This is a genomic window from uncultured Caballeronia sp. (assembly GCF_964243625.1).
GTDB lineage: Bacteria > Pseudomonadota > Gammaproteobacteria > Burkholderiales > Burkholderiaceae > Caballeronia.
Map to the genome: position 1 here is coordinate 1 of NZ_CAXTGZ010000030.1, position 22,415 is coordinate 22,415.

The window sequence follows — 22,415 nt, forward strand, 5'->3', positions numbered from 1 at the left end:
ATAGCCGGTCATCATCGCGACAAATCCCGCGACCATGGCTGACAGCGACGAATCAGCGAATGGCCGGAAAGCCGTGGCGGACGGATTCATTTGAAGCCTCTCAGGGACGTTTCGCGCGGATCGTACGCGCTGAGAGGCTGAAAGGGCAGGGACAGTGTGAAAAGAAGTGGCCGTGCCACTTGGACCCGATTTGATTTATTTGGAAAGCGCACGCATCGCGCTTTCAAGCCCGGCCAGCGTCAGGCCGTACATGCGACCGCCCAGGATCTGCCGGATGACCGATACCGATTGCCGGTATTCCCAAAGCCTTTCCGGTTCGGGATTGAGCCATGCGAAACGCGGAAACTGGTCGGCGAGGCGCCTGAGCCAGACCGCGCCGGCTTCGGCGTTGTTATATTCCACGGACCCGCCCGGTTGCATGACTTCGTATGGGCTCATGGTGGCATCGCCGACGAAAATCAGCTTGGTATCAGGCGAAAACTTGTGCAAAACGTCGAACGTGGCAGTTCGTTCGCCATGTCGGCGCTTATTGTTCTTCCACAGATAATCGTAGACGCAGTTATGGAAATAATAGAACTCGAGATGTTTGAACTCGGATTTCGCCGCCGAAAATAATTCTTCCACGCGCTTGATGTGATCGTCCATTGAACCGCCTACGTCAAGCAGCATCAGGACTTTCACATTGTTGTGGCGCTCAGGCACCATTTTCAGATCGAGCCAGCCGGCATTCGCGGCGGTACTGCGGATGGTATCGGGGAGATCGAGTTCATCGGCGGCGCCTTCGCGCGCAAACCGGCGCAGCCGCCGTAACGCGACCTTGATATTGCGCGTACCGATTTCGACCTGGTCGTCGTAGTCCTTGTAAGCGCGCTCATCCCAGACCTTGACCGCACTCCGGTTTCCGGCGGAGTCGCCGCCAATGCGAATGCCTTCCGGATTGAATCCGCCATTGCCGAAGGGCGACGTGCCGCCCGAGCCGATCCATTTACTGCCGCCTTCGTGCCGTTCTCTCTGTTCTTCGAAAAGCTCTTTCAGGCGCTCCATCAGCTTGTCGATACCACCGAGCGCCTCGATCTGCCGTTTCTCTTCGGGCGTGAAATCCCGGTCGAGCTTTTTCTTCAGCCAGTCGAGCGGGATATCGAGCGCAGTTTCATCGAGTGCGGCAATGCCGTGGAAATACGTGCCGAAAGCCTGGTCGAATTTATCGAAGTATTTCTCGTCCTTGACCAGTGTCATGCGCGCAAGAAAATAAAACTCGTCGATAGACGGCCCGATCACCTGCGCCTTCAACGCTTCGAGCAAGGTCAGGTATTCCTTGACCGAAACCGGCAGCTTGGCGTTGCGCAACGAATAAAAGAAGTCGATCAGCATGACCGGCGTCCGCTCAACGGTTGTTGCGGTTCATGAACAGGAGCCGCTCGAAAAGGCTCAGGTCCTGTTCGTTTTTCAGCAACGCGCCATGCAGCGGCGGGATGATCTGCTTCTGATCGCTCGAGCGCAGCGCTTCGGGACCGATATCTTCCGCCAGCAGCAACTTCAGCCAGTCGAGCAGCTCGGACGTCGAGGGCTTCTTCTTGAGTCCTGACACGTTGCGCAACTCGAAGAAACTTTGCATGGCGGCCGCGACCAGTTCTTCCTTGATGCCCGGAAAATGCACTTCGACGATCTGCTTCATCGTCGTGGGTTCGGGGAACTTGATGTAGTGGAAAAAGCAGCGGCGCAAAAACGCGTCCGGCAGTTCTTTTTCGTTGTTCGATGTAATGATCACGAGCGGCCGGTGTCTCGCCTTAACCAGCTCGTGCGTCTCATACACATAAAATTCCATGCGATCGAGTTCGCGCAACAGGTCGTTCGGGAATTCGATGTCGGCTTTATCGATTTCATCGATCAGCAGAACAGTCGGCACGTCGGCATCGAAGGCCTGCCACAACACACCTTTTACGATGTAGTTGCGGATGTCCTTCACGCGTTCGTCGCCAAGCTGTGAATCCCGCAGACGCGAAACAGCGTCGTATTCGTACAGGCCCTGTTGCGCTTTCGTGGTCGATTTGATGTGCCATTGCAAGAGCGGCATGCCGAGCGCGGCCGCCACTTCCTCGGCCAGCATGGTCTTGCCGGTGCCGGGTTCGCCCTTGATCAAAAGCGGGCGTTGCAGCGTGATCGCGGCGTTGACAGCGAGCTTGAGGTCGTCTGTGGCGACATACTGCGATGAGCCTTCAAAACGCATGACGCATCTCTCGAAGAGGGAAAATTGCAGTATAAGTCAGATGCCGTTTTGCCATTGAGCGCCCAAATACCCGGTATTCGGGCGTTTCCAGGATGTCCATTGGACACAGTGTCGCAGGCCGCCGGGCCTTGATTGGCAAGGCTTTGCGCGGTGCAGACCTTCCCGCCGCGGCCTGTGGACGCAGGGTAGGCCGCGCGGTACAATTAGCGCGATTTTTTTGGCCCGTGTGGCTGTCAATCAGACCTGCCTCAGGCTGCGCGCTGGAAGCACAGGAAGCACGGCCGATTGATCAGTCCCGAGAAAGTCCCGGAACGCCAGGCCTTTACAAGGTGCCGGATTTCCCCTCATGCCAGGTTAGAAGCTATGAATAAATTCGTCGGCAAATGTGCCGTGATCGCAGCGCTGTCGGGGCTTGCCGGCTTCGCGACCCAGGCATCCGCCGATGTCGTGGGCAACGCGAAAGCGGCCCAGGGCAAGGTTGCGATGTGTATCGGGTGTCACGGCATTCCCGGTTATCGCACCGCGTATCCCGAGGTGTACCGGGTGCCCATGCTCGGCGGCCAGAGCGCCCGCTACATTGAGAACGCGCTGCAAGCCTACAAGAAGGGCGATCGCCATTTCGAGACCATGCACGGCATAGCGGTGACGCTGACCGATCAGGATATCGCCGATATTGCAGCGTACTACGCCGCGCAAACCCCCTCTTCGAAGAACAATCCCGACAAGTGATCCTGCGCGTTGGTCCTGATCATGCAAGGCATCAGGCCCGAGACGCACTCACTCGGCATTCACAATTCGCGGGATAGGAGAATTCATGAAGGCACTCGAAACAGTGTTGAAAACAGCATGTACGGCAGCCGCGCTGGCCGGCGTGATCGCCATGCAGCCGGCGTTCGCCGCCGATGCCAGCAACGGCAAGGTGCTCACCGAAGCGCACAATTGCGCAGCCTGCCACGGGCCGAACCTGAACAAGCCGGTGAGCGCGGAGTATCCGAAGCTCGCGGGCCAGCACGCCGACTACATCTATTGGGCGCTGCGCCAGTACCAGATGGGCAACGGCAATCCGAACTTCGGCCGCGCCAACGCCATCATGTCGGCGCAGGTGCAGAACCTGTCGCAGGCGGACTTGAAGGATATCTCGGCGTATATCGAATCGCTGAGTGGCGATCTGGTGCTGAAGAAGTAACTTTTTGCCGGTTTATCGCGCATGACGAAACACCTCGCTGATGCGAGGTGTTTTTGTTTGAAGCTTCAGCGCCTCAATCCCGCGATGCGCGCTGTTCGATCAACGCAAGATAGGCATCGGTGTCAGGCGGCGTATTGTTGCGTTGCGCCTCCCAGATGATCTGGCCGAGGCATTCCATGATCGCGTGCTGCGCATCATGCGTCGAACCCAGGCGCCCGACCAGCCGCTCGTGCACGCGGCGAATTCCCGGCGGTTGATCGATGGAAAGTTGCTCTGTGATCGCCAGATGCATCGACAGGTGCAGGAACGGATTGCTCTTGCCCTGGTCCGGCGAGTAGTCGGCGTGGGCGACGTCGGGATCGGCGAGTTCCTGCTGGTATTCCGGATGCTCGCCAATCCAGTCGGCCGCGATGCTTTCAAGCGGCGTCAGGACGCCGCCTTGCCGCTGTTTGCGCCAGGTTTCGGTGAAAAATTGGCGAACTTCGTCGCGGCTGGGGTTGAACATGGGGTCGTGTCGCTTTACTGAATCGTGGTCTGACGGGCATTTTAAGCTGCATCGATGCGGCTCGCTTGGCGCCGGGACAGAGCCCTTATTCGATGGGCGCCGGCGTCTTCGGCCGGTACTCGCACAAAGGTTCGATCGCGCAATGCCAGCACTCGGGCACGCGTGCCTTGCACACATAACGCCCGTGCAGGATCAGCCAGTGATGCGCGTCCTGCTTGAATTCGTCGGGGACGAACTTCTCCAGCGCCAGTTCTACCGCACGCACGTCCTTGCCGGGCGCGAGTCCCGTTCGGTTCGAAACGCGAAAGATATGGGTATCGACGGCAATGGTCGGATGGCCGAACGCGGTATTCAGGATCACGTTCGCGGTCTTGCGCCCGACGCCCGGCAGCGCTTCGAGCGCCTCGCGGTTATCGGGCACCTCGCCGCCGTATTGCTCGACGAGAATCCGGCACGTCGCAACGACGTTCTTCGCTTTCGTCCGATACAACCCGATCGTCCTGATGTATTCCGTCACGCCTTCTTCGCCGAGCGCCAGCACTTTGGCCGGCGTGTTGGCGACCGGGTACATGCGACGCATCGCCTTGTTCACGGAGACATCGGTGGCTTGCGCCGAGAGCAGGACGGAGATCAGCAGCTCGAACGGCGAGTTGTGCTCGAGCTCGGTGGTCGGATGCGGGTTCAGGCTCTGCAGCGTCTCGAAGATCGCGCGGCGTTTTTTCGGGTTCATCGGATCAGGCGTCGGGGTCGTTTGCGGAGTCGCTGTCGGGCTCGCTGTTCACGTCAGTCAAACCTAGGCGGCGGCGCCGGGCTTCGGCTGCGTCGATTTGCGCCTGGACCTCGGGGCTCACCGAATCGATGTTCTTCGGCGCTGCGCCGAGCTTCGCCAGTTCTTCCTTTTTCTTGCGCGCACGTTCCATCGCGGCCTGGATGATCGCGCGCTTTTTGGCTTGCGCTTCGTCTTCCGGCGTGGCGGCTGCTGTTTTCACGACGCGATCGCCGGATATGGCCGGTTCGACTGGCTTGGCCGATCCCGCCACGCGCGCCGCCTTACGCGCTTCGGCGGCATCGCGTTCACGCGCGAGCCGCGCCAGATGCTGGTCGTGCCGGATGCGCGCGGCGTCGGCTTGCGGCTGCGTCCATGCGTCCCAGCCGGTCTTGTCGCCGGTGACTGTAATCATGGCGATGCAATCGACGGGGCAGGGCGGCACGCACAGGTCGCAGCCGGTACAAAGCTCGGGGATCACCGTGTGCATCTGCTTGGCCGCGCCAACGATAGCGTCCACCGGGCACGCTTGCAGGCACAACGTACAGCCGATACACAGGTTCTCGTCGATGATAGCAAGCGGCCGCGGCCGTTCAACACCGTTCTCCGGATTCAGCGCAATGACGGGCTTGCCAAGCAGGCGGGCAAGCCGCGCCACGCCTTCCTCGCCACCGGGCGGGCATTGGTTATAGCTTGCCTGACCTGCCGCGATGGCCTCGGCGTACGGCCGGCACGCGGGGTAGCCGCATTTTGTGCACTGCGTCTGCGGCAGCAGGTCTTCAATCTGGCTAGCAAGGGTCGTGGGGAAAGTTGCAATCACTGCTGTCACATTAACGGCTGGGGTATGGCGGCGCCGGCCGCATTAATCAGATGGACACGAAGCGAACAGGTCAAGATGCGGGAGGCATCCCGACACTGCAGACGATTCGCATTCAAGCGATCAAACGGCTAAAACCGACGACCACTTGTGGGGATATGTTCAAGCGCTTATGCTCGCGCTCGTTTTGATATCGCATTTGTGCGTTCGGGGCATTCGGCCTGGTTTCGATGCGTTGTGCCCGAGGCGGCATTATCGCCGAATTTCAAGCTGTTCCCAATCAATCCCAATTGCCAACGGGCCAACGATGTGCACATAATCAAATCGCTTTAGATTGACTGCAGGACGGTATTCCCAATCACGTTGGCGCAACCGATCCATCGCATGCTTCTTTAGGACACAGGAATGCATGACGCTACTCTCAAAACGCGGTTTGTCGATCATGAAGCCACCATGAACCAGCCAAAAATCAAAAGAGATCCTGAGGGCACGCGCCGCAGAATCCTGCTTGCCGCCGCCGAGGAGTTCGCGGCGGGAGGCTTGTTCGGGGCGCGTGTGGACCAGATAGCCCGCCGCGCCGAAACGAATGAGCGAATGCTCTACTACTATTTCGGCAGCAAGGAGCAGTTGTTCACCGCCGTCCTGGAACACGCGTTCACGGCGCTCACCGATGCGGAAAAATCGCTCGATCTGGAGGGCGTGGCGCCGGTCGAAGCCGTTACGCAGCTCGCGCATTTCATCTGGAATTACTATCGTGAGCACCCCGAGCTATTACGGCTGGTGAATAACGAGAACCTCCATGAAGCACGTTATATAAAGGGCTCCACGCGTATCCGCGAGCTCATCTCGCCCGTGGTCGCGAAGCTCGCGAAGATACTGGAACGTGGTCAACAAGCCGGATTGTTTCGCAATAACGTGGACCCCTTGCGCTTCTACATCACCTTGTCCGGGCTCGGGTATTACATCGTATCCAACCGGTTCACGCTGGAAGCCACGTTCGGGCTCGATTTCAGCGCTGACGCCGAACGCGATGAAATCATCAAGATGAATACGGAGCTGCTGCTCGCCTACCTGATGCGGCGCTGACCCACGCAACCTGCGCAAGAACTCATGCATCCGACTCGGCACGCCTCACTGAAGGGGTCATGCCCGCAATGAAACACGCCGCGTAAGGACGCGGCGTGCGGTGTCATGCTGATCCGTGCGATCCAGACTCAGGCGGGAACTGCTTCCTTCTTCGGCGCCTTGTCGTGCGAGAGAATGAATTCACGCAGTTGCGGGTACACCATCGTGCGCCAGCGGCGGCCCGAGAAAATGCCGTAGTGTCCGGCTTTTTCGGCGGTGTAGTGGCGTTTGTTCTTCGCAGGAATGCCGGTGCACAGGTCGTGAGCAGCGCGTGTCTGGCCGCTGCCGGAGATGTCGTCGAGCTCGCCTTCAATGGTCAAGAGCGCCGTCTGCTTGATGTCCTGCGGACGTACACGCTCGCCGTTCACGTCCCACGTGCCTTCGGCCAGCTGGAAATCCTGGAAGACGATGCGAATGGTATCGAGGTAATAATCCGCGTCCATGTCGAGCACGGCGTTGTATTCGTCGTAGAAACGGCGATGCTGCTCTGCATCTTCGTCGTCGCCACGCATGAGGTTCTGATAGAAGTCCCAGTGCGCGGTCACGTGGCGCTCGGGGTTCATCGCGACAAAACCCGCATGCTGCAGGAAGCCCGGATAGACCTTGCGGCCCACGCCCGGATAGTTCGCCGGGACCGTGTGGATCACGTTGTTTTCGAACCATTCGTAGGAATGTTCGCTTGCAAGCGAGTTCACGGAAGTCGGGCTGCGCCGTGCATCGATAGGACCACCCATCATCGTCATGGTCCGTGGCGTGTCTTCACCGCGGCTTGCCATCAACGATATGGCGGCGAGCACCGGCACGGTCGGCTGGCACACCGAGATCACGTGCAGGTCCTTCGCGCCGATGTGGCGGATGAATTCCTGGATGTATTCCACGTAGTCGTCGAGATGGAACGACCCGTCTTCGAGCGGGACCATGCGCGCGTCGAGCCAGTCGGTCAGGTAGACCTTGTGGTCCTGCAGCAGCGTTTTGACGGTATCGCGCAAAAGCGTGGCGTGGTGGCCCGAAAGCGGCGCGCACACCAGCACGATAGGTTCGGTCTTGAGGTCCGTGACGGTCGCGCTGTCGTCGGAAAAACGCTTGAAGCGGATCAGCCGGCAAAACGGCTTCTCGATCACGATCTGCTCGACGATAGGAATGGCGTGGCCATTCTTCTCGATCTGATGCAGCTCGAATTCGGGCTTCTCGTAATCCTTGCCCAGCCGATACAGCAGCTCGTAACCGGCCGCGAGACGCGTGGAACCGGGAACATACGAAAGCGGACTGGACGGATTGGTGAACGATTTCGACGCCGCTTCCGCCCATGCTGTAAGCGGACTCAACATGGCCCGCTGGAATTCGTGAAGTTGATAGAGCATGTTTTACCCGTGTAAAACCGGCTGCGCCTGTGATGAACGGCGGGGCCGGGGTTTGGCTTCGGATGCATTGTTTCGCCGAACGACCGGTCGGAAACCTTCTCCGATCATAGCCAAGAACACCGTTTTGTGCAACGCAGCATACGTGTCGTTTACCTCAGTAAAACGCTGGTTTTCACGCAAAACTCGTCAACTTTTGACTGAAAATTACGAATCGCTTTCGTTTGTGCTCACGGCTTCCGAGGGTTTGTCCTGACGCTGCGCTGGTTGGCCGGTCGCCTTGGCCATGCCTTGCTCGTGTTTCATCAGGTTCATTCCCGTGTGCACGAGCGCCACGTGCGAAAACGCCTGCGGGAAGTTACCGACCTGACGTTTCGCGACCGTGTCGTATTCCTCGGCAAGCAAGCCGACGTCGTTGGCGAGTCCCACCAGCCGCTCGAACATGGCGAACGCTTCCTCCAGGCGGCCCTGGAGCGCGAGGTTATCGACGAGCCAGAAGCTGCACGCGAGAAACGTCCCTTCGCCAGGAGGCAAGCCATCCTGCACTTCGGCCGTGTGATAGCGCTTCACCAGGCCGTCGTGCGTCAGGTCGCGTTCAATGGCATCGAGCGTCGAGATCACGCGCGGGTCTTCCGGCGGCAGGAAACCGAGCAGCGGAATCAGCAGCAGGCTCGCATCGAGGTCGTCGCCGCCGTATGTCTGGACGAACGAATTCATCGATGCATTCCAGCTCTTCGAGCAAACGTCGGCGTGGATGACCGAGCGCTGGTTGCGCCAATGTTCGAGCGGACCTTCCAGGCCGAACTGTTCCGCCGATTTGATCGCGCGGTCGTACGCCACCCAGGCCATGACCTTCGAAAATGTGAACTGCTGGCGGCCGCCGCGCGTTTCCCAGATGCCTTCGTCGGGTTCCTGCCAGACCGTATCCAGGTGATCGAGCATGGCGCGCTGGATGGACCAGACGGTGTCGTCGCTTTGCAGCCCGCCCACCCGTGCGAGGTGCAGCGCGTTCATGACTTCGCCGTAGACATCGAGTTGCAACTGGTCGACGGCGCCATTGCCGACGCGCACGGGCTTCGAATCCTCGTAACCCGGCAGCCAGTCGACTTCCCATTCGGGCAGGCGCCGTTCGCCGGCAATGCCGTACATGATCTGGATCTGTTGCGGCGAACCCGCCATCACGCGGCCGAGCCACGCGCGCCATGCGCGGGCTTCATCGTAGTAGCCGCTGCGCATCATCGCGAGGAGCGTGATGGTCGCGTCGCGCAGCCAGCAGTATCGATAATCCCAGTTGCGGGTTCCGCCAAGCTGCTCCGGCAGCGACGTGGTAGGTGCAGCGACGATGCCGCCGGTCGGCTCGTAGGCGAGCGCCTTCAACGTGATCAGCGAGCGGCGGATCGCCGGACCCCATCGGCCATCCAGGTTGCTGCGGCCGGACCACTCGAGCCAGAAATTTTCGGTGCGTGCGAACTGCGTATGCGGATCGCGGGCGGGCGGCAGGCGCAAATGAGATTGCGAATAAACGAGCGAGAAGGGCACACGTTCACCCTCGCTCACCGTGAACTCCCCGACCGTGCGCATGTTCTCGCCAGACAGGTCGATGGGCGTGCGCAGCACGCACAAATCGGGACCGGCGATGGCGCGAATGCCACTGTCGTCCGGAAGGCGGCTGACCCAAGGAATCGATGAGCCGTAATCGAAGCGCAGCACCAGTTCCATCTTCATCTTCACGGTGCCGCGCCGGCCAACGACAATACGCACGAGGTCGGACAGGCCATCGCGAACGGGCATGAAATCGATGAGCGAGACCCGGCCCTCGGGCGTTTCGAAATCGGTTTCGAGGATCAGCGTGTCGCCGCGATATTTGCGCGTGATGACCGGAGGCGGTGCGCCCTCGGGCAGGTCAGGCGTGATCAGCCAGCGGCCGTTTTCGGGCGTTCCCAGTAGCGCGGCGAAACAGGCGCCGGAATCGAAGCGCGGCCAGCACAGCCAGTCGACAGATCCCTCTTTCGAGATCAAGGCGGCGGTGTGGCCGTCGCCAACCAGGGCGTAGTCTTCGATCAGTGCGGGCATAGGCAGGTAGTGATTTCGATGAAGCGATTGGAGCGGTCGATTATGAAGTGCATTCGTATTTCGTGCGTTGGCATGCGAGTTTGGTGTTCACTTCAAAGCGATCGGTCGAACGGAATATGTAAGCTCAACTTGAAAATAAAGTGGACGAACGCCTAGAATGAAAGTTCGCGCCTGAGCGATGCCAGCTTTCGACCGGCATGCAGATTCTTATCGCACGACGCGTCCACGCTTGCCTGACGTCTTCGAGGAAATCGAACGTGAAAGCCATGCCGAATCCGTTGAGAGCCGATTGCATCGCCATCCTGTCTGCTGCGAGCCGTATCGCCGATACGTCCACGCTCATCGATCTCGATTACAAACATCTTGGCCTCTCGCGAAATGGGATGGAGGTCGCGGCGACGTTCCTGATTGAACGCGATTGTTTCACGCAGCATCGGGATACGAACGGCTTGCTGGCTGTCGGCGGCCTTTCGCTGCAGGGCCGCATGCGCCTCGAGCAGCTTGCCAACGGATGATGTACAGCCTGAGTCGCATCTCCCAGGGTTCTTGATTTCAATGCCGCAACCCGATGCGAGACCGTTACGTACGATCTCGCACGGCGTTGCGCGCGTCCCGCCGGAACCTCAATCCCAAAGTACCGTCTTACCTCACCATGCTTCACGCGGTGGCGTGCGGCAAGACGGCGCCTGGGGCATGCAGCATTGTCAAAAATGCGTTGCGCTCAATCCGAACACGCCGATCAACCCGATGATGATCAGATAGATTGCAACAATAAAGTTGAGCAGGCGCGGTACGACCAGGATCAAAATGCCTGCGATGAGCGCGACCAGCGGACCGAGGCTCAGATGGATATCCATTATTGCTCCTTTGTTTTGATAGAAATTTGACAGAGACGCTGGTTGTAATTGATTGGATGAAGGCATGCATCACGCGCCACATAACCTGAAACAAGCCGTAATAACGAACGATCAGGAGGTTTCAATGCATTCCGTTTTTACTTCTTCTTCCCCGCGTAGCGCCCCCACGCAAACTTCATGCCGCAACATGAACGTTCTGGTCAAGAGTTTCGCGGCGAGCGTGACGATAGGGCTGTCCCTGGCAGCGGGCCCAGCGTTCGCACAGAGCGCGTCCGACCCGTCCGTGAATCCTGCCGGGTCAGCCGAGAGCAGCGTATATGACCTGCTGGTCGGCACCTATACGGGCAGCGGCAAGAGCGAGGGAATCTATGTCTACCGGTTCGATACCGCCAGCGGCGCCATCATGCGTCTTTCCGCGACGCAAGCGGTGAATCCTTCTTATCTCGTGGTCAGCAAGGACAGGCAGCACGTCTACGCAGTCAACGAATTGCCCGGCGACAACGGTCCCGCATCGCAGCGCGGCGGCATCAGTGCGTTCCGGTTTGACCCGGCGAGCGGCCAGCTCACCTTCGTGAACCGCGTCTCGTCCGATGGCAACGATCCCGCGTACCTTGCGTTGTCCCCTGACGGCAGGTATCTGCTCACGGCGAACTACTCGGTGGCGTCGAACCCGGGCGGCAGCTTCGCCGTTTTCCCGCTGGAGGGCGAACGCGTCCTGCCGTCTGTACTCACGGTTCATCACGACGGCAGCGGTCCCGTGACCGGACGTCAGGATAATTCGCACGTTCATTCCACCGTGTTTTCGCCTGACGGCCGCTATCTATTTGCGCAGGACCTGGGCGCGGACAAGCTGTATTCGTACCGATACACCCCCGACGGCACACGTGGCCTCTTCGGTCCGACCGAATCGCGCTACACGCTGGTAAAACCGGGTTCGGGACCGCGCCACATGATCTTCGACGAAGCCGCCAAACATGCTTACGTGACGACCGAGATGAACGCGTCGGTGATGGTCTACGATTACGACGACGGCAAGCTCACGCTCAAGCAGACCTTGGCCATGACCACGCCCGGTTTCAAAGGAAAGATCGGCGGCGGCGCGATCCATTTGTCGCCGGACGGGCGCTTCCTGTACACGACCAATCGTGGCGATGTCAATGAGATCCTGACCTACGCCGTTAATCCCGCCGATGGTCATCTGAAACTGCTTGGCCGGCGTTCTACGCTCGGCAAGACGCCGCGTGAATTCGCCATCGATCCGACCGGCCGTTGGCTGATCGTCGGCAACCAGGACAGCGACAGCGTCTACTTCTTCAGGCGCAATCCGGAGACGGGGGAACTGGCATCGGATCCGAAGAAACTCGAAATCGGTTCGCCGGTCGATTTCAAGTTCGTTTCGCCTTCCTGACGATCTCCGAACGTAATTGGATCGTATTGATGTGCCAGGCCGCTTTCGTTCCACGCGGCCTGGATTTTGCACAATAAGAGTTTTTCAACCCGCAGTGCCCGCCAGTTGCCGGTATGCAAGGAATCGACCGTTGAACATCATCACAGAATCGAGCAAAGAAACAGACCGGCCCAATGCCGCAGCGCCCGACGACTCGAAGGCGCCGCCTGGCTTCATCTGCGCGTTCCGCTTTTCCGGCGCCGAGGCGCTGCGCCTGTCCTGGGACGAAGCACGCCGGGAGATCGTCGGCGATGGCCCGACCTGGCTGCACCTGAGCGCCAACGACGACACCGTCGAAAGCTGGCTCACCGGCGTCACCGCCATGCCGGATGTGGCGCGGGAATTCCTGAACGGCGAGGACAAGCGGCCGCGCGTTCATATGGGATCGACCTTCATGTACGGCGTGGTCGCGGATCTTGAGCGCGTCGCGGAGACGCCCGACGCCGATCCGAATGCGCAGGCCACGCGCCGGGCAACGGGCGCGCTGCGCTTTTACGTCGATAGAAACCGCATGATCACCGTACGCGCACAGCCCCTGCAATCGACTGACCGGCTGCGCCATGCAGTGCTTGAAGGCACGATGTTCCGCGACACGGTCGATCTCTTCGCGGGTTTGATCCGCGCGCTGAACGACACGTTTGCGGATCGTATCGATGAAATCGGTGATCGGCTCGACGACGTGGAGGAGGGCGTGCTCGACGGTCGCCATTCAAACTGGCGCGCGGAACTGGGATCGGTGCGAAGGCGGCTGGTGGAGGTGAAGCGGTTTGTCGATCCCGAACGCAACGCGCTCACACAACTCGTGACGCGGCGGCTCGACTGGGCCGAACCGCGCTCGATGGAAACCTTGATCCAGGCCATCCAGGTTTTGAACGGACTCGCCGCGGGGCTTGAGGCGCAGTACGAACGCGCGAAGTTGCTGCAGGACGAGATCGCGGCGTTGCTGTCCGAGGACATCAACCGCAAGCTGCTGTGGCTCGCAATCATGTCCGCGTTGCTGATGCCCGCGACGCTCGTCTCGGGCATCTTCGGCATGAACGTCGCCGGTTTGCCCGGCACGCACGACCACTATTCGTTCGCGGTCGTGATGGGCGTGATGGCGGTTTGCGCGGCCGTCACGCTGTTCCTGCTCAGGCGCTTGCGCTTGTGGTGATGCGTCATTCCGGCTGGCTCGGCGCGAGCACTTCGCGATTGCCGTTGGTTCCCATCGGCGAAACGAGACCCGCCGATTCCATCTGTTCAACGAGCCGCGCGGCACGGTTATAGCCAATCCGCAACTGCCGCTGAACCGACGAAATCGATGCCCGGCGCGTACGCAACACGAACGCGACGGCTTCGTCGTAAAGCGGGTCGGCTTCGGCGTCCTGCGTCTCGCCGAACAGATCAGGCGTGCCGCCTTCGGGCGTCGGCCCCGACAAGATCCCTTCCTCGTACTCCGGCTCGCCGAACTGCTTCAGATACTCGACCACGCTGTGCACTTCTTCATCGGCCACGAACGCGCCGTGCACGCGCTGCGGATAGCCGGTGCCTGGCGGCAGGAACAACATGTCGCCGGCGCCAAGCAGCGATTCCGCGCCCATCTGGTCCAGGATCGTGCGCGAATCGATCTTCGATGAAACCTGGAACGCCACGCGCGTCGGAATGTTCGCCTTGATGAGGCCGGTGATCACATCCACCGATGGCCGCTGCGTCGCAAGGATCAAGTGGATACCCGCCGCCCGCGCCTTTTGCGCCAGGCGCGCGATCAACTGCTCGATCTGCTTGCCCGCGACCATCATCAAGTCGGCGAGTTCGTCGATCACGACCACGATCATCGGCAGCTTGGCGAGCGGTTCGGGCGCATCCGGCGTGAGCGAAAACGGGTTCGTCAGTTTCTTGCCGGCCGCTTCCGCGTTGCGAATCTTCTGGTTGAAGCCCTGCAGGTTACGCACGCCCACAGCCGACATCAGCTTGTAGCGCTTCTCCATCTCGCCAACACACCAGTTGAGCGCGTTCGCGGCGAGCTTCATGTCGGTCACGACCGGCGCGAGCAAGTGCGGAATGCCTTCATACACCGACAATTCCAGCATCTTCGGATCGATCATGATCAGGCGCACGTCTTCCGGTTTTGCCTTGAAGAGCAGCGACAGGATCATCGCGTTAATGGCCACCGATTTGCCCGAGCCCGTGGTGCCCGCGACCAGCATGTGCGGCGCACGAGCGAGGTCGGTGACGACCGGATTGCCGATGATGTCCTTGCCCATCGCGATGGTCAAAAACGACTTGGAATCGCGATACACGTCGGCTTCGAGGATTTCGGAAAGCCGGATCATCTGCCGTTTGGCGTTCGGCAGCTCGAGCCCCATGCAGGTCTTGCCGGGAATGGTCTCGACCACGCGGATCGATGTCAATCCAAGGCCGCGCGACAGGTCCTTCATCAAGCCCACGATCTGGCTGCCGCGCACGCCGAGCGCCGGTTCGACTTCGAAGCGCGTGATGACCGGTCCCGCCGATGCGCCGACCACCGTGACCGGCACCTTGAATTCCTGCAGGCGCTGCTCGATCAACTGACCGGTAGCGGCGAGATGCTGCTCGGAGACGGGTTCGACTTCGTCGGACGCAGCTTCGAGCAGATCGAGCCCGGGCAGGTCCACCGCAGATGCCGCCGGCGCATGGAACTCGAACTCCGTCGCGATGAAACCACGGACCGGCGCGCGCGGCTCCTGGGGCGGTGGCGGGGTTTGCGTCGTGGGTGCAGGCACAGGCACAGCCGCAACCGGGCGCAGGAAATGCACGACGTTCGATGGATTCGGCGCCTGATCTTCGAGATCGTCTTCTACTTCAGCTTCCGCTTCGATCTCGCTTATTGGCGGCAGGGGAGGGCGGGGCGTGCTTGCCGCTGTATGCCATGCCGGTGTTGCAGCGTGCTCGATGCCTTCGACTGGCGACTCTTCACGGCGAGTGGCCCATGACGGAATATCGGCGGGCGGCGTCGGTTCCGGTTGCACGATGGGTGCAGGTTCGTCAACGGCATCGTCCAGATCGATTGATGCGGTGGGCAACGGGTCAGGTTGAGCATCGAGGTCGCTTGCTTGGGCTTCGGGCGGCGTATCGGCGGATGCTGCTTCCGGTGTCGCGCCGAAATCATCGTGCGTCGGAACGGCGGGTGAGTACTCGCCCGCCGCGCTGAAGGTCGGCATCGCGGCAGGAATGGGCGTGGCCGGTTCCTGTGCGACGCTCGCAGGTGGGATTTCCACAGCCGGTGGACCGGCCGTAACGCTTGGAATGCCATTGGCGCGTGTCGTCCACTGCGCTGCCGTCTGCTCGATAGAGCGCAGCGCCTCCTTGATCCGGTCGGGTTCCGGCGGCGGCGCGGCGGGCTTCGCGGGCGCGTTCCCCGCGGAGGACGCGGCCACCGCAAAAAACGATTCCTTGGTGACGACAGGCGCGAAGGTGTTGTTGCGCGAAGACGCCGCCGATGTGCTCGCCGATGGCCGCATCGATGAATTGCGTGCTGCCTGAGCCGCACGAGCCGCCGACGATCCGATGGAACTGGCCGGCGCGCCGCGGGTGATTGTCGAGCGCGTTACATCCGGACGTCGAGTTATGTTCGTCTCGACAGGACGCTGCGTACTTTGCGTATTCGTCGGGCTCAAAGGCGGCGCAGGCTTCCCTTGCGCTGCGTCCGCCTTCAGCCATCCGGCGGGCGCGACGGGCTCGAGCGGTTCGATGGGCCCAGCGCCGCGACCGTGCAGGTCCCGTCGTTCACCAAACGATGGTTCTATCGGACGCGCAGTCTCGGGGCCGCGCGCCTGACGTTCGGCATCGCTGCGTCGAGCGGGCTGCGGCCGCCAGACCGTGGGGCGTTGATACCGGCTGCCCTGACGCGGTGTGACGGGCGGAATGCCGAGCGGGGGTGCATCGGGTGAAATCCTGCTCGATGAACCTGCCGCGCCCGCAACGCCGCTCGCTCTTTCCGCTTTCTCCCTTGGCGCTTTCTTGCGCGATGGCTTCTCGCGGACCGCGCGTTCCCTTGGCGCGAACGAGGCGGGATCGAATCCAAAGCCGAATGCAATGTTCGCCCACGCAAGCACTTCGCGCCACTGGAAGTCGAGGAACCACGGCAGGCCGGTCAACAACACGACGGCCGCGCCGGCACCGACGGCGAGCGCGCCCTCCGGATTGATCACCGCGCTGTGGGATGCGAACGCGTTCAACAATGCATGGCCCAGATGGTCCAGGTCGGTAGCGAAAGCAAATGAGTGGAAGACGGCGGCTTCGAGCGTGCAACTCGCGAAGAGCACGCAGAAGAAACCGAGCCACAGGCGGATCGTGCCGGGACCGCGCAGGCCGCCGCCGTTGGGCAGGACGGACTTGACGATGCGCCAGAGAAGAGGGATGAACCAGACGGCCGAGATACCGAACCAGCCGAAAACTACCGTGTGCATGCAAGGAACCAGGAATGATGTGAGCGATGTGAGCAGCGAACCAAGGCTCGGAAAAATGCTTGAACCAAAGATAAAACCATACCGCCGAGTTTAACCGTCATGGACCTGGAAATGGTTTGGAGAACCACGCTCGGGTTCTCGTTTTTCCGGTGCGGGCGTCACTCTGAAGAAAACATCCTCAAGGTTGCGTGTGTTCGTTGAACGTCAGCACGTCGCCAGTTTTGAGCGTGATCTGCAACTCCCTTGGCGGGCGCATCTGCACCCCGGTCTTTTCGATGCCGGCCAAGCCTTGCAAGAACGGCTGTTCCAGCGCGCTGGCCGGTCCGGGCGCACATGCCATCCGCGTGCCGGCGAGCGGTCCGAATGTGAGCTTGCCATCGGTCAGGTCGTACGTGCCGGCAAAGCGATTGCATCCAGAGAAGCCGTTTGCGCGGCGCTGGCCGCCATCCGTCGATAGATTCAGCGTAAGGGGCGCGGCGTCCGGAATCTTGCGTGCACGGCCGCTTGCGTCCGTCCAGGTGGCAAGCTGCCATTGGGTATCGTCGAGAAGCTGGGTCGCTGCCGGATTGTACGGATCGGTCGGCGGCGCGGCGCTGTCAGGGTGCGTGGGCAGCGCGCAGCCGGCGAGCACGCCGCCCAGAACGAGTGCCGCCGCTGAGAAAACAGCCGCCATGGAAAGCCTGGAACGGGCAGAAGCAGCACGGACGTGGCTACGCGCCGAGGGGGGCGCCAGGCGCGAACGGGAAGGCTGCATCGACATGAAAGATCCTCAGGCTGGCAAAACCGTAAGGGTATCGCACTCGTCAGGCGATTGACCAAGGTCGTTTGCATCGGAATCGTTGCGATGTGTAAAGAAATGTCCTGTGCGACTTGCTTTCTGGCGTGCAATTCCGTGCGGCGAATGTTCCTGCGCGACAGGTCGCGGATCATGTCCGCGAGGAGGCCGCGTGTTAACATCCCGGGCTTTACTGGCCTCTTTTCCGGAGCATCCATGCAGAGCGCGAAGTCCGCTGCGTCCCCCTTTCAAACCGGCACCATCGGCACGCCGCTCTCGCCGGGCGCGACCCGCGTGATGCTGCTCGGCGCGGGCGAACTCGGCAAGGAAGTGATCATTGCGCTGCAACGACTCGGCGTGGAAACCATCGCGGTCGACCGTTACGCCGATGCACCCGGCCATCAGGTCGCGCATCGCTCGCACGTGATCGACATGACCGACGGCGCGGCGTTGCGCGCCTTGATCGAAGCCGAGAAGCCGCATTTGATCGTGCCGGAAATCGAGGCCATCGCGACCGACACGCTGGCCGAAATCGAAGCCGAGCAACTCGCCGTCGTGATCCCGACCGCGCGCGCGACCCAGCTCACCATGAACCGCGAAGGCATCCGCCGCCTCGCCGCCGAAACGCTCGGGCTGCCGACGTCGCCTTATGCTTTCGCCGACTCGCTCGACGAGATGAAAGCCGGTATCGGGAAGATCGGGTTCCCGTGCGTGGTGAAACCGGTGATGTCGTCATCGGGGAAGGGGCAATCGGTGCTCAGAAGTGCAGCCGATATCGAACCCGCCTGGCGACACGCAATGGCCGGCGGCCGCGTGAATCACGGGCGCGTGATTGTGGAGGGGTTTATCGATTTCGACTACGAGATTACACAACTCACCGTGCGCGCGGTTAGCGCGGAATCCGGCAATCTGCAGACATATTTCTGCGAGCCGATCGGCCATGTGCAGGTCGCGGGCGATTATGTCGAATCGTGGCAGCCGCAAGCCATGAGCGCGGCGGCGCTGGCGAAATCGCGCGATGTCGCGGAAAAAGTCACGGCGGCGCTGGGCGGACGCGGCTTGTTCGGCGTCGAATTGTTCGTGCGCGGCGACGACGTCTGGTTCTCCGAAGTCAGCCCGCGACCGCATGACACGGGTCTCGTCACGCTCGCCACACAGCGTTTCTCGGAGTTCGACCTGCACGCTCGCGCGATCCTCGGTCTTCCGGTGGATGCGGCGTTGCGTGCGCCGGGGGCATCGGCGGTGATTTACGGCGGGCTCGACGAAGCGGGCATCAGCTTCGAAGGGGTAGCTGAAGCGCTCGCGGTGCCGGATTCCGACTTGCGCCTCTTCGGCAAGCCGGAGAGTTTTACGAAGCGCCGCATGGGCGTGGCGCTTGCGACCGGACGCGATACTGACGAAGCGCGGGAACGCGCGAAGCTGGCAGCGTCTAAGGTAAGACCCGTCTCCATTCGATGACGGCAACACGCTGCCCGTATCACGGGTTTTGCACGGGCAGCACGGAGGTTCCAAGTGAAATTGTGTGTGTTGGCCGCGTTATGCGCGGTCCTGGCCGGGCTCGGCGGGTGCGGACTGGCAGCGGCGCCGTGCCGTATTGCGTCGGCGGGGCTGAAGATCGTACCGGTGGTCGGTCACGTCGCGGCGGCTCCAACCGACGCGTGCGCCGGGGTGATCGATCCTTGATTGGCGTGCAGCGCGGCGCTTGACCGCACAAACGACGAACAAAAGGATATCGAGATGAAACGAATTTTTGGACGAACGCGCGAGATAAGGAGGAAGGTCGCCGCCGCCCTTGCGGCGCTGTGTGCCGGGTCTGCGGCGCATGTGGCATCTGCCATGCCGCTCACCGTGCCCCAGATCCAGATGGCTACCATGAACACGCTGCGCTACAAGTGCGACGGCGGTCATGCGCTGACAGTCCAGTACATGAACACCAAGAACAAGCAGAGCTTCGCGCTGCTCACCGTGGACGGCCGAAAGATGTTGTTCGTCAACGTCCTTGCTGCGTCCGGCGCGAAATACGTTGGCGACCACTACACGTGGTGGACGAAAGGCCCGGAAGGCACGCTTACCGACGAGACCGCCGACCCGAAAGCCGCGCCCATGCTTGCCGAGTGCAAGACAGGAACCTGATCCGGCCAGTGTCTGATAGGCAGTGAAAGCCCGTTTCGACGTCAATCGAAACGGGCTTTTTGTTTGGCGATCTCGCCGAAAACATAGGCCGGATGGCCAGCGTGAGGGCTCGTCGCGGCATCGAACGGCTATCCGGAGTATGGTTGCCATGGTGATGTGGACTGAGGCGCACGCGCCGCTGGTACGCGAATGTTTTGCGACGCCGGGTGCGTCTGATCGACGTGCCTATCTTTAGACTGAGGCAGAGGCTGACATGCTGAAGAAAACCTATCCGTATTACCTGGCGAACGAAGCCGTGAACGCCAACACAGACCTGGAAGTCACCGATAAATACAGCGGCGAGGTCGCGACCCGCGTGGCAATGGCAGACGCGAAAACAATCGATGCCGCCATCGGCCATGCCGTTGCTGCCCAGCGCGCGATGCGCGAATTCAAGCCATACCAGCGGCAAGCCGTGCTCGACCATTGCGTGAAGCGCTTCCGTGAACGTTTCGATGAACTCGCAGAAGCGCTGTGCATAGAGGCCGGAAAGCCAATCAACGACTCAAAGGGCGAGGTAACGCGTCTTATCGATACCTTCAGGGTGGCGGCCGAGGAATCGGTGCGTATCGACGGCGGCATGATCAACCTGGAGATCGCGCCTCGCGCCGCCGGTTATCACGGCTATTACAAACGCGTGCCGATCGGGCCGTGTTCGTTCATCTCGCCGTTCAATTTTCCGCTGAATCTCACAGCACACAAGGTCGCACCCGCGATCGCCGCCGGTTGTCCGTTCGTGCTGAAACCCGCGAGCCGCACGCCGGTCGGTGCGTTGATCATGGGCGAAGTACTCGCCGAGACCGATTTGCCAAAGGGCGCATTTTCGATTCTCCCGGCGCATCGCGACGGCGCGGATCTTTTCACAACCGACGAACGTTTCCGCTTGTTGTCGTTTACCGGATCTCCTGCGGTCGGCTGGGAGCTGAAGAAAAAAGCCGGCAAGAAGAAGGTGATCCTGGAACTGGGCGGCAACGCGGCGGCCATCGTGGACGGCGACCAGGCCGACCGGCTGGATTACGTGGTGGACCGGCTGACGTTCGGCGCGTTCTACCAGTCGGGGCAAAGTTGTATCGGCGTTCAACGGATCATTGCTCACGCGGATATCTACGATGCGCTGCGCGAAAAGCTCATCGCAAAAACGAAATCGCTGAAGATGGGCGATCCGAAAGACGAAAACACTTTCGTGGGCCCGATGATCTCGGAATCCGAGTCCAGACGGCTGGCCGGCTGGGTGGAAAGCGCCGTGGCGAGCGGCGCGAGGATCATCGCCGGCGGGAAGGTGGACGGCGCCATGTTCGAAGCGACGTTGCTCGAAGGTGTGAAGCGCGATCAGGATCTGTATCGGAAGGAGGCGTTTGGTCCGGTTGCGATACTCGAAAAGTTCACTGATTTCGCGCAGGCTCTCGAAACGGTCAATGACAGCGATTTCGGCCTGCAGGCCGGTGTTTTCTCCGATAGCCTCACCCACGTGAATCTCGCCTGGGACGAGCTGGAGGTGGGCGGCGTGGTCGTCAACGACGTGCCGTCGTTCCGCGTCGACAACATGCCTTATGGCGGTGTGAAGGATTCCGGGCTCGGGCGCGAAGGGGTCAAATATGCCATCGAGGACATGACCGAACTGCGGCTGATGGTGGTTCGCGATGTGGCGAAACCGGCGCCAGACACCGCATCGAAGACGAAATAGCCTGTTGTCGCCGCTGCGCTGTGTCGCCGGAAAGCCCGGCAGGCTGGGCCGGCGGGGTTTTCGCGGCAGCGGGGTACGCGACGCGATCCGTGTGTGGCTGCAAGCGGCGCAGTGCTACAATATCGGGCTTTCCCGTAGTTCGGACGCCACGACTGGCGCGGCTGCGGCGAAGGGCGGGACCGGCATGCTTTCATGCCGGTTGCCGTCGAGGTGGCGCCATGTGAGTCGATGCAACCCTGCGCGCTACTTGTAACTTGCCGTTTGAGCCGTTTGTACTAGCTGCACGTACTACGCTGTCCGGCTGAATCAGTACGGACCTGGCAACAATTCGCAGAGGTCGAAACCTTGCGAATTCGAAGTCCGCGCGTTGATCGTCGATTGCCAGTTGCAAGGCGAAACACGCGGCTTCTTTCTTCACGATGTCCATGAGCGGTGGAATGACCGCTCGCGCGCCGCTCCGGCGCATTTTTAGCGAAAGCGAAAGCCACCCACTCACCATGTCCGATCCTGTCGTTAATCATACGTCTGCCGCCCCCGTCGACGCCTCGCCCGATGCTTCGACGGCGTCCGGTGTGCCAGCAAACGAGGCAACGGAAGCAACCGGGGCCACCGTTGGAACGGCCGTCCCGTCCACTGCTGCTGCCGTTGAAGCCGTCCCTACGTTCGACCAGTTTGGCCTGTCGCCCGAAATCCTGCGCGCGGTTGTTGACTCCGGTTACACCATTCCCACTCCGATCCAGGCGCAGGCCATACCGGTCGTGCTGGCGGGTCGCGACGTAATGGGCGCCGCGCAGACCGGCACGGGCAAGACCGCGAGTTTCTCGTTGCCGATCATCCAGCGTCTGCTGCCCATGGCGAGCACGAGCGCGTCTCCCGCGCGCCATCCGGTTCGCGCATTGATCCTGACGCCGACGCGCGAGCTGGCCGATCAGGTTGCAGCAAACGTGCAGGCATATTCGAAACATACGCCGCTGCGCAGTGTCGTGGTGTTTGGCG

Annotated in this window: 21 protein-coding genes and 1 pseudogene; 11 read left to right on the forward strand and 11 right to left on the reverse strand. The window is 61.1% G+C overall.

Annotated features, from left to right (window positions below; genetic code table 11):
• Window positions 1–195 precede the first annotated feature (195 nt).
• A complete protein-coding gene (locus ACFFAR_RS03595) occupies window positions 196–1,371 on the reverse strand; it encodes a VWA domain-containing protein (protein ID WP_061998957.1) in 1,176 nt (391 codons plus the stop codon).
• Window positions 1,372–1,384: 13 nt separating this feature from the next.
• Window positions 1,385–2,227, reverse strand: coding sequence for a MoxR family ATPase (locus ACFFAR_RS03600; RefSeq protein WP_061998958.1), 843 nt, complete (start codon window positions 2,225–2,227; stop codon window positions 1,385–1,387).
• Between the two features lie 363 nt (window positions 2,228–2,590).
• Between ACFFAR_RS03600 and ACFFAR_RS03605 the strand changes: the two genes are divergently transcribed.
• Together ACFFAR_RS03605 and ACFFAR_RS03610 are read left to right on the forward strand one after the other, a co-directional pair.
• Complete coding sequence (locus ACFFAR_RS03605; RefSeq protein ID WP_056352325.1) at window positions 2,591–2,956, forward strand: c-type cytochrome; 366 nt, start codon at window positions 2,591–2,593, stop codon at window positions 2,954–2,956.
• An 85-nt stretch (window positions 2,957–3,041) separates the two neighbouring features.
• Window positions 3,042–3,413 carry a c-type cytochrome gene (locus tag ACFFAR_RS03610; RefSeq protein WP_061998959.1) on the forward strand — a complete coding sequence of 124 codons (372 nt, stop codon included), beginning with the start codon at window positions 3,042–3,044 and terminating at the stop codon, window positions 3,411–3,413.
• A gap of 73 nt (window positions 3,414–3,486) precedes the next feature.
• On the opposite strand, the gene ACFFAR_RS03615 is transcribed toward ACFFAR_RS03610, so the two are convergent.
• The 4 genes from ACFFAR_RS03615 to ACFFAR_RS03630 form a co-directional block, all read right to left on the reverse strand.
• Window positions 3,487–3,918 carry a DUF1841 family protein gene (locus ACFFAR_RS03615; RefSeq protein ID WP_174364198.1) on the reverse strand — a complete coding sequence of 144 codons (432 nt, stop codon included), beginning with the start codon at window positions 3,916–3,918 and terminating at the stop codon, window positions 3,487–3,489.
• Between the two features lie 85 nt (window positions 3,919–4,003).
• A complete protein-coding gene (gene nth, locus ACFFAR_RS03620; protein WP_075360507.1) occupies window positions 4,004–4,648 on the reverse strand; it encodes an endonuclease III in 645 nt (214 codons plus the stop codon).
• A gap of 4 nt (window positions 4,649–4,652) precedes the next feature.
• Window positions 4,653–5,504: an electron transport complex subunit RsxB gene (gene rsxB / locus ACFFAR_RS03625; RefSeq protein ID WP_174364199.1), complete on the reverse strand. Its 852-nt coding sequence runs from the start codon at window positions 5,502–5,504 to the stop codon at window positions 4,653–4,655.
• Between the two features lie 249 nt (window positions 5,505–5,753).
• Window positions 5,754–6,152, reverse strand: coding sequence for a hypothetical protein (locus tag ACFFAR_RS03630; RefSeq protein ID WP_375507536.1), 399 nt, complete (start codon window positions 6,150–6,152; stop codon window positions 5,754–5,756).
• Between ACFFAR_RS03630 and ACFFAR_RS03635 the strand changes: the two genes are divergently transcribed.
• Window positions 6,057–6,587, forward strand: a complete 531-nt coding sequence (locus ACFFAR_RS03635) for a TetR/AcrR family transcriptional regulator (protein ID WP_231941366.1) — start codon at window positions 6,057–6,059, stop codon at window positions 6,585–6,587. The two genes, ACFFAR_RS03630 and ACFFAR_RS03635, sit on opposite strands and share 96 nt — an antisense overlap.
• A 128-nt stretch (window positions 6,588–6,715) precedes the next feature.
• Here the strand turns inward: ACFFAR_RS03635 and ACFFAR_RS03640 are convergent, their stop codons facing one another.
• Complete coding sequence (locus ACFFAR_RS03640) at window positions 6,716–7,987, reverse strand: polyhydroxyalkanoate depolymerase (protein WP_075360508.1); 1,272 nt, start codon at window positions 7,985–7,987, stop codon at window positions 6,716–6,718.
• A gap of 204 nt (window positions 7,988–8,191) precedes the next feature.
• On the reverse strand, window positions 8,192–10,057 hold the full coding sequence (locus ACFFAR_RS03645; RefSeq protein ID WP_075360509.1) for a glycoside hydrolase family 15 protein: 1,866 nt from the start codon (window positions 10,055–10,057) through the stop codon (window positions 8,192–8,194).
• A 266-nt stretch (window positions 10,058–10,323) separates the two neighbouring features.
• Between ACFFAR_RS03645 and ACFFAR_RS03650 the strand changes: the two genes are divergently transcribed.
• On the forward strand, window positions 10,324–10,572 hold the full coding sequence (locus tag ACFFAR_RS03650) for a hypothetical protein (RefSeq protein ID WP_375507534.1): 249 nt from the start codon (window positions 10,324–10,326) through the stop codon (window positions 10,570–10,572).
• A gap of 189 nt (window positions 10,573–10,761) precedes the next feature.
• On the opposite strand, the gene ACFFAR_RS03655 is transcribed toward ACFFAR_RS03650, so the two are convergent.
• The gene (locus ACFFAR_RS03655; protein ID WP_075360510.1) at window positions 10,762–10,914 is read right to left on the reverse strand and encodes a DUF3096 domain-containing protein; all 153 of its coding nucleotides are present in this window, start codon (window positions 10,912–10,914) and stop codon (window positions 10,762–10,764) included.
• Window positions 10,915–11,101: 187 nt separating this feature from the next.
• Between ACFFAR_RS03655 and ACFFAR_RS03660 the strand changes: the two genes are divergently transcribed.
• The gene (locus tag ACFFAR_RS03660) at window positions 11,102–12,322 is read left to right on the forward strand and encodes a lactonase family protein (RefSeq protein WP_375507531.1); all 1,221 of its coding nucleotides are present in this window, start codon (window positions 11,102–11,104) and stop codon (window positions 12,320–12,322) included.
• 130 nt (window positions 12,323–12,452) lie between these two features.
• Window positions 12,453–13,514: a transporter gene (locus ACFFAR_RS03665; RefSeq protein ID WP_375507532.1), complete on the forward strand. Its 1,062-nt coding sequence runs from the start codon at window positions 12,453–12,455 to the stop codon at window positions 13,512–13,514.
• Window positions 13,515–13,518: 4 nt separating this feature from the next.
• Here ACFFAR_RS03665 and ACFFAR_RS03670 read toward each other — a convergent pair.
• Window positions 13,519–14,988, reverse strand: a pseudogene (locus tag ACFFAR_RS03670) (DNA translocase FtsK); the annotation flags it as partial.
• A gap of 1,978 nt (window positions 14,989–16,966) precedes the next feature.
• Entirely contained in the window at window positions 16,967–17,542 is a 576-nt protein-coding gene (locus tag ACFFAR_RS03675; protein ID WP_075360554.1) for an META domain-containing protein, read from the reverse strand.
• 237 nt (window positions 17,543–17,779) lie between these two features.
• On the opposite strand from ACFFAR_RS03675, the gene purT reads away from it, so the two are divergent.
• The 5 genes from purT to ACFFAR_RS03700 form a co-directional block, all read left to right on the forward strand.
• The gene (gene purT / locus ACFFAR_RS03680) at window positions 17,780–19,021 is read left to right on the forward strand and encodes a formate-dependent phosphoribosylglycinamide formyltransferase (protein WP_174362668.1); all 1,242 of its coding nucleotides are present in this window, start codon (window positions 17,780–17,782) and stop codon (window positions 19,019–19,021) included.
• A gap of 54 nt (window positions 19,022–19,075) precedes the next feature.
• A complete protein-coding gene (locus tag ACFFAR_RS03685) occupies window positions 19,076–19,246 on the forward strand; it encodes a DUF6726 family protein (RefSeq protein WP_172811922.1) in 171 nt (56 codons plus the stop codon).
• 54 nt (window positions 19,247–19,300) lie between these two features.
• Window positions 19,301–19,696, forward strand: a complete 396-nt coding sequence (locus tag ACFFAR_RS03690; protein WP_375507533.1) for an MliC family protein — start codon at window positions 19,301–19,303, stop codon at window positions 19,694–19,696.
• 253 nt (window positions 19,697–19,949) lie between these two features.
• Window positions 19,950–21,419: an aldehyde dehydrogenase family protein gene (locus tag ACFFAR_RS03695; protein ID WP_174362667.1), complete on the forward strand. Its 1,470-nt coding sequence runs from the start codon at window positions 19,950–19,952 to the stop codon at window positions 21,417–21,419.
• Window positions 21,420–21,916: 497 nt separating this feature from the next.
• Window positions 21,917–22,415, forward strand: a 499-nt coding sequence (locus ACFFAR_RS03700) for a DEAD/DEAH box helicase (protein WP_375507535.1), incomplete at its 3' end; no start/stop codon positions are given.

What these genes read in the sequence shown, in the direction of transcription:
- nth (WP_075360507.1), bottom strand. Translation starts at nt 4,648, where the DNA reads ATGAACCCGAAAAAACGCCGCGCGATCTTCGAGACGCTGCAGAGCCTG.
- ACFFAR_RS03595 (WP_061998957.1), bottom strand. Translation starts at nt 1,371, where the DNA reads ATGCTGATCGACTTCTTTTATTCGTTGCGCAACGCCAAGCTGCCGGTT.
- ACFFAR_RS03690 (WP_375507533.1), top strand. Translation starts at nt 19,301, where the DNA reads ATGAAACGAATTTTTGGACGAACGCGCGAGATAAGGAGGAAGGTCGCC.
- ACFFAR_RS03615 (WP_174364198.1), bottom strand. Translation starts at nt 3,918, where the DNA reads ATGTTCAACCCCAGCCGCGACGAAGTTCGCCAATTTTTCACCGAAACC.
- purT (WP_174362668.1), top strand. Translation starts at nt 17,780, where the DNA reads ATGCAGAGCGCGAAGTCCGCTGCGTCCCCCTTTCAAACCGGCACCATC.
- ACFFAR_RS03650 (WP_375507534.1), top strand. Translation starts at nt 10,324, where the DNA reads ATGCCGAATCCGTTGAGAGCCGATTGCATCGCCATCCTGTCTGCTGCG.
- ACFFAR_RS03645 (WP_075360509.1), bottom strand. Translation starts at nt 10,057, where the DNA reads ATGCCCGCACTGATCGAAGACTACGCCCTGGTTGGCGACGGCCACACC.
- ACFFAR_RS03610 (WP_061998959.1), top strand. Translation starts at nt 3,042, where the DNA reads ATGAAGGCACTCGAAACAGTGTTGAAAACAGCATGTACGGCAGCCGCG.
- ACFFAR_RS03675 (WP_075360554.1), bottom strand. Translation starts at nt 17,542, where the DNA reads ATGCAGCCTTCCCGTTCGCGCCTGGCGCCCCCCTCGGCGCGTAGCCAC.
- ACFFAR_RS03640 (WP_075360508.1), bottom strand. Translation starts at nt 7,987, where the DNA reads ATGCTCTATCAACTTCACGAATTCCAGCGGGCCATGTTGAGTCCGCTT.
- ACFFAR_RS03655 (WP_075360510.1), bottom strand. Translation starts at nt 10,914, where the DNA reads ATGGATATCCATCTGAGCCTCGGTCCGCTGGTCGCGCTCATCGCAGGC.
- ACFFAR_RS03605 (WP_056352325.1), top strand. Translation starts at nt 2,591, where the DNA reads ATGAATAAATTCGTCGGCAAATGTGCCGTGATCGCAGCGCTGTCGGGG.
- ACFFAR_RS03695 (WP_174362667.1), top strand. Translation starts at nt 19,950, where the DNA reads ATGCTGAAGAAAACCTATCCGTATTACCTGGCGAACGAAGCCGTGAAC.
- ACFFAR_RS03660 (WP_375507531.1), top strand. Translation starts at nt 11,102, where the DNA reads ATGAACGTTCTGGTCAAGAGTTTCGCGGCGAGCGTGACGATAGGGCTG.
- ACFFAR_RS03600 (WP_061998958.1), bottom strand. Translation starts at nt 2,227, where the DNA reads ATGCGTTTTGAAGGCTCATCGCAGTATGTCGCCACAGACGACCTCAAG.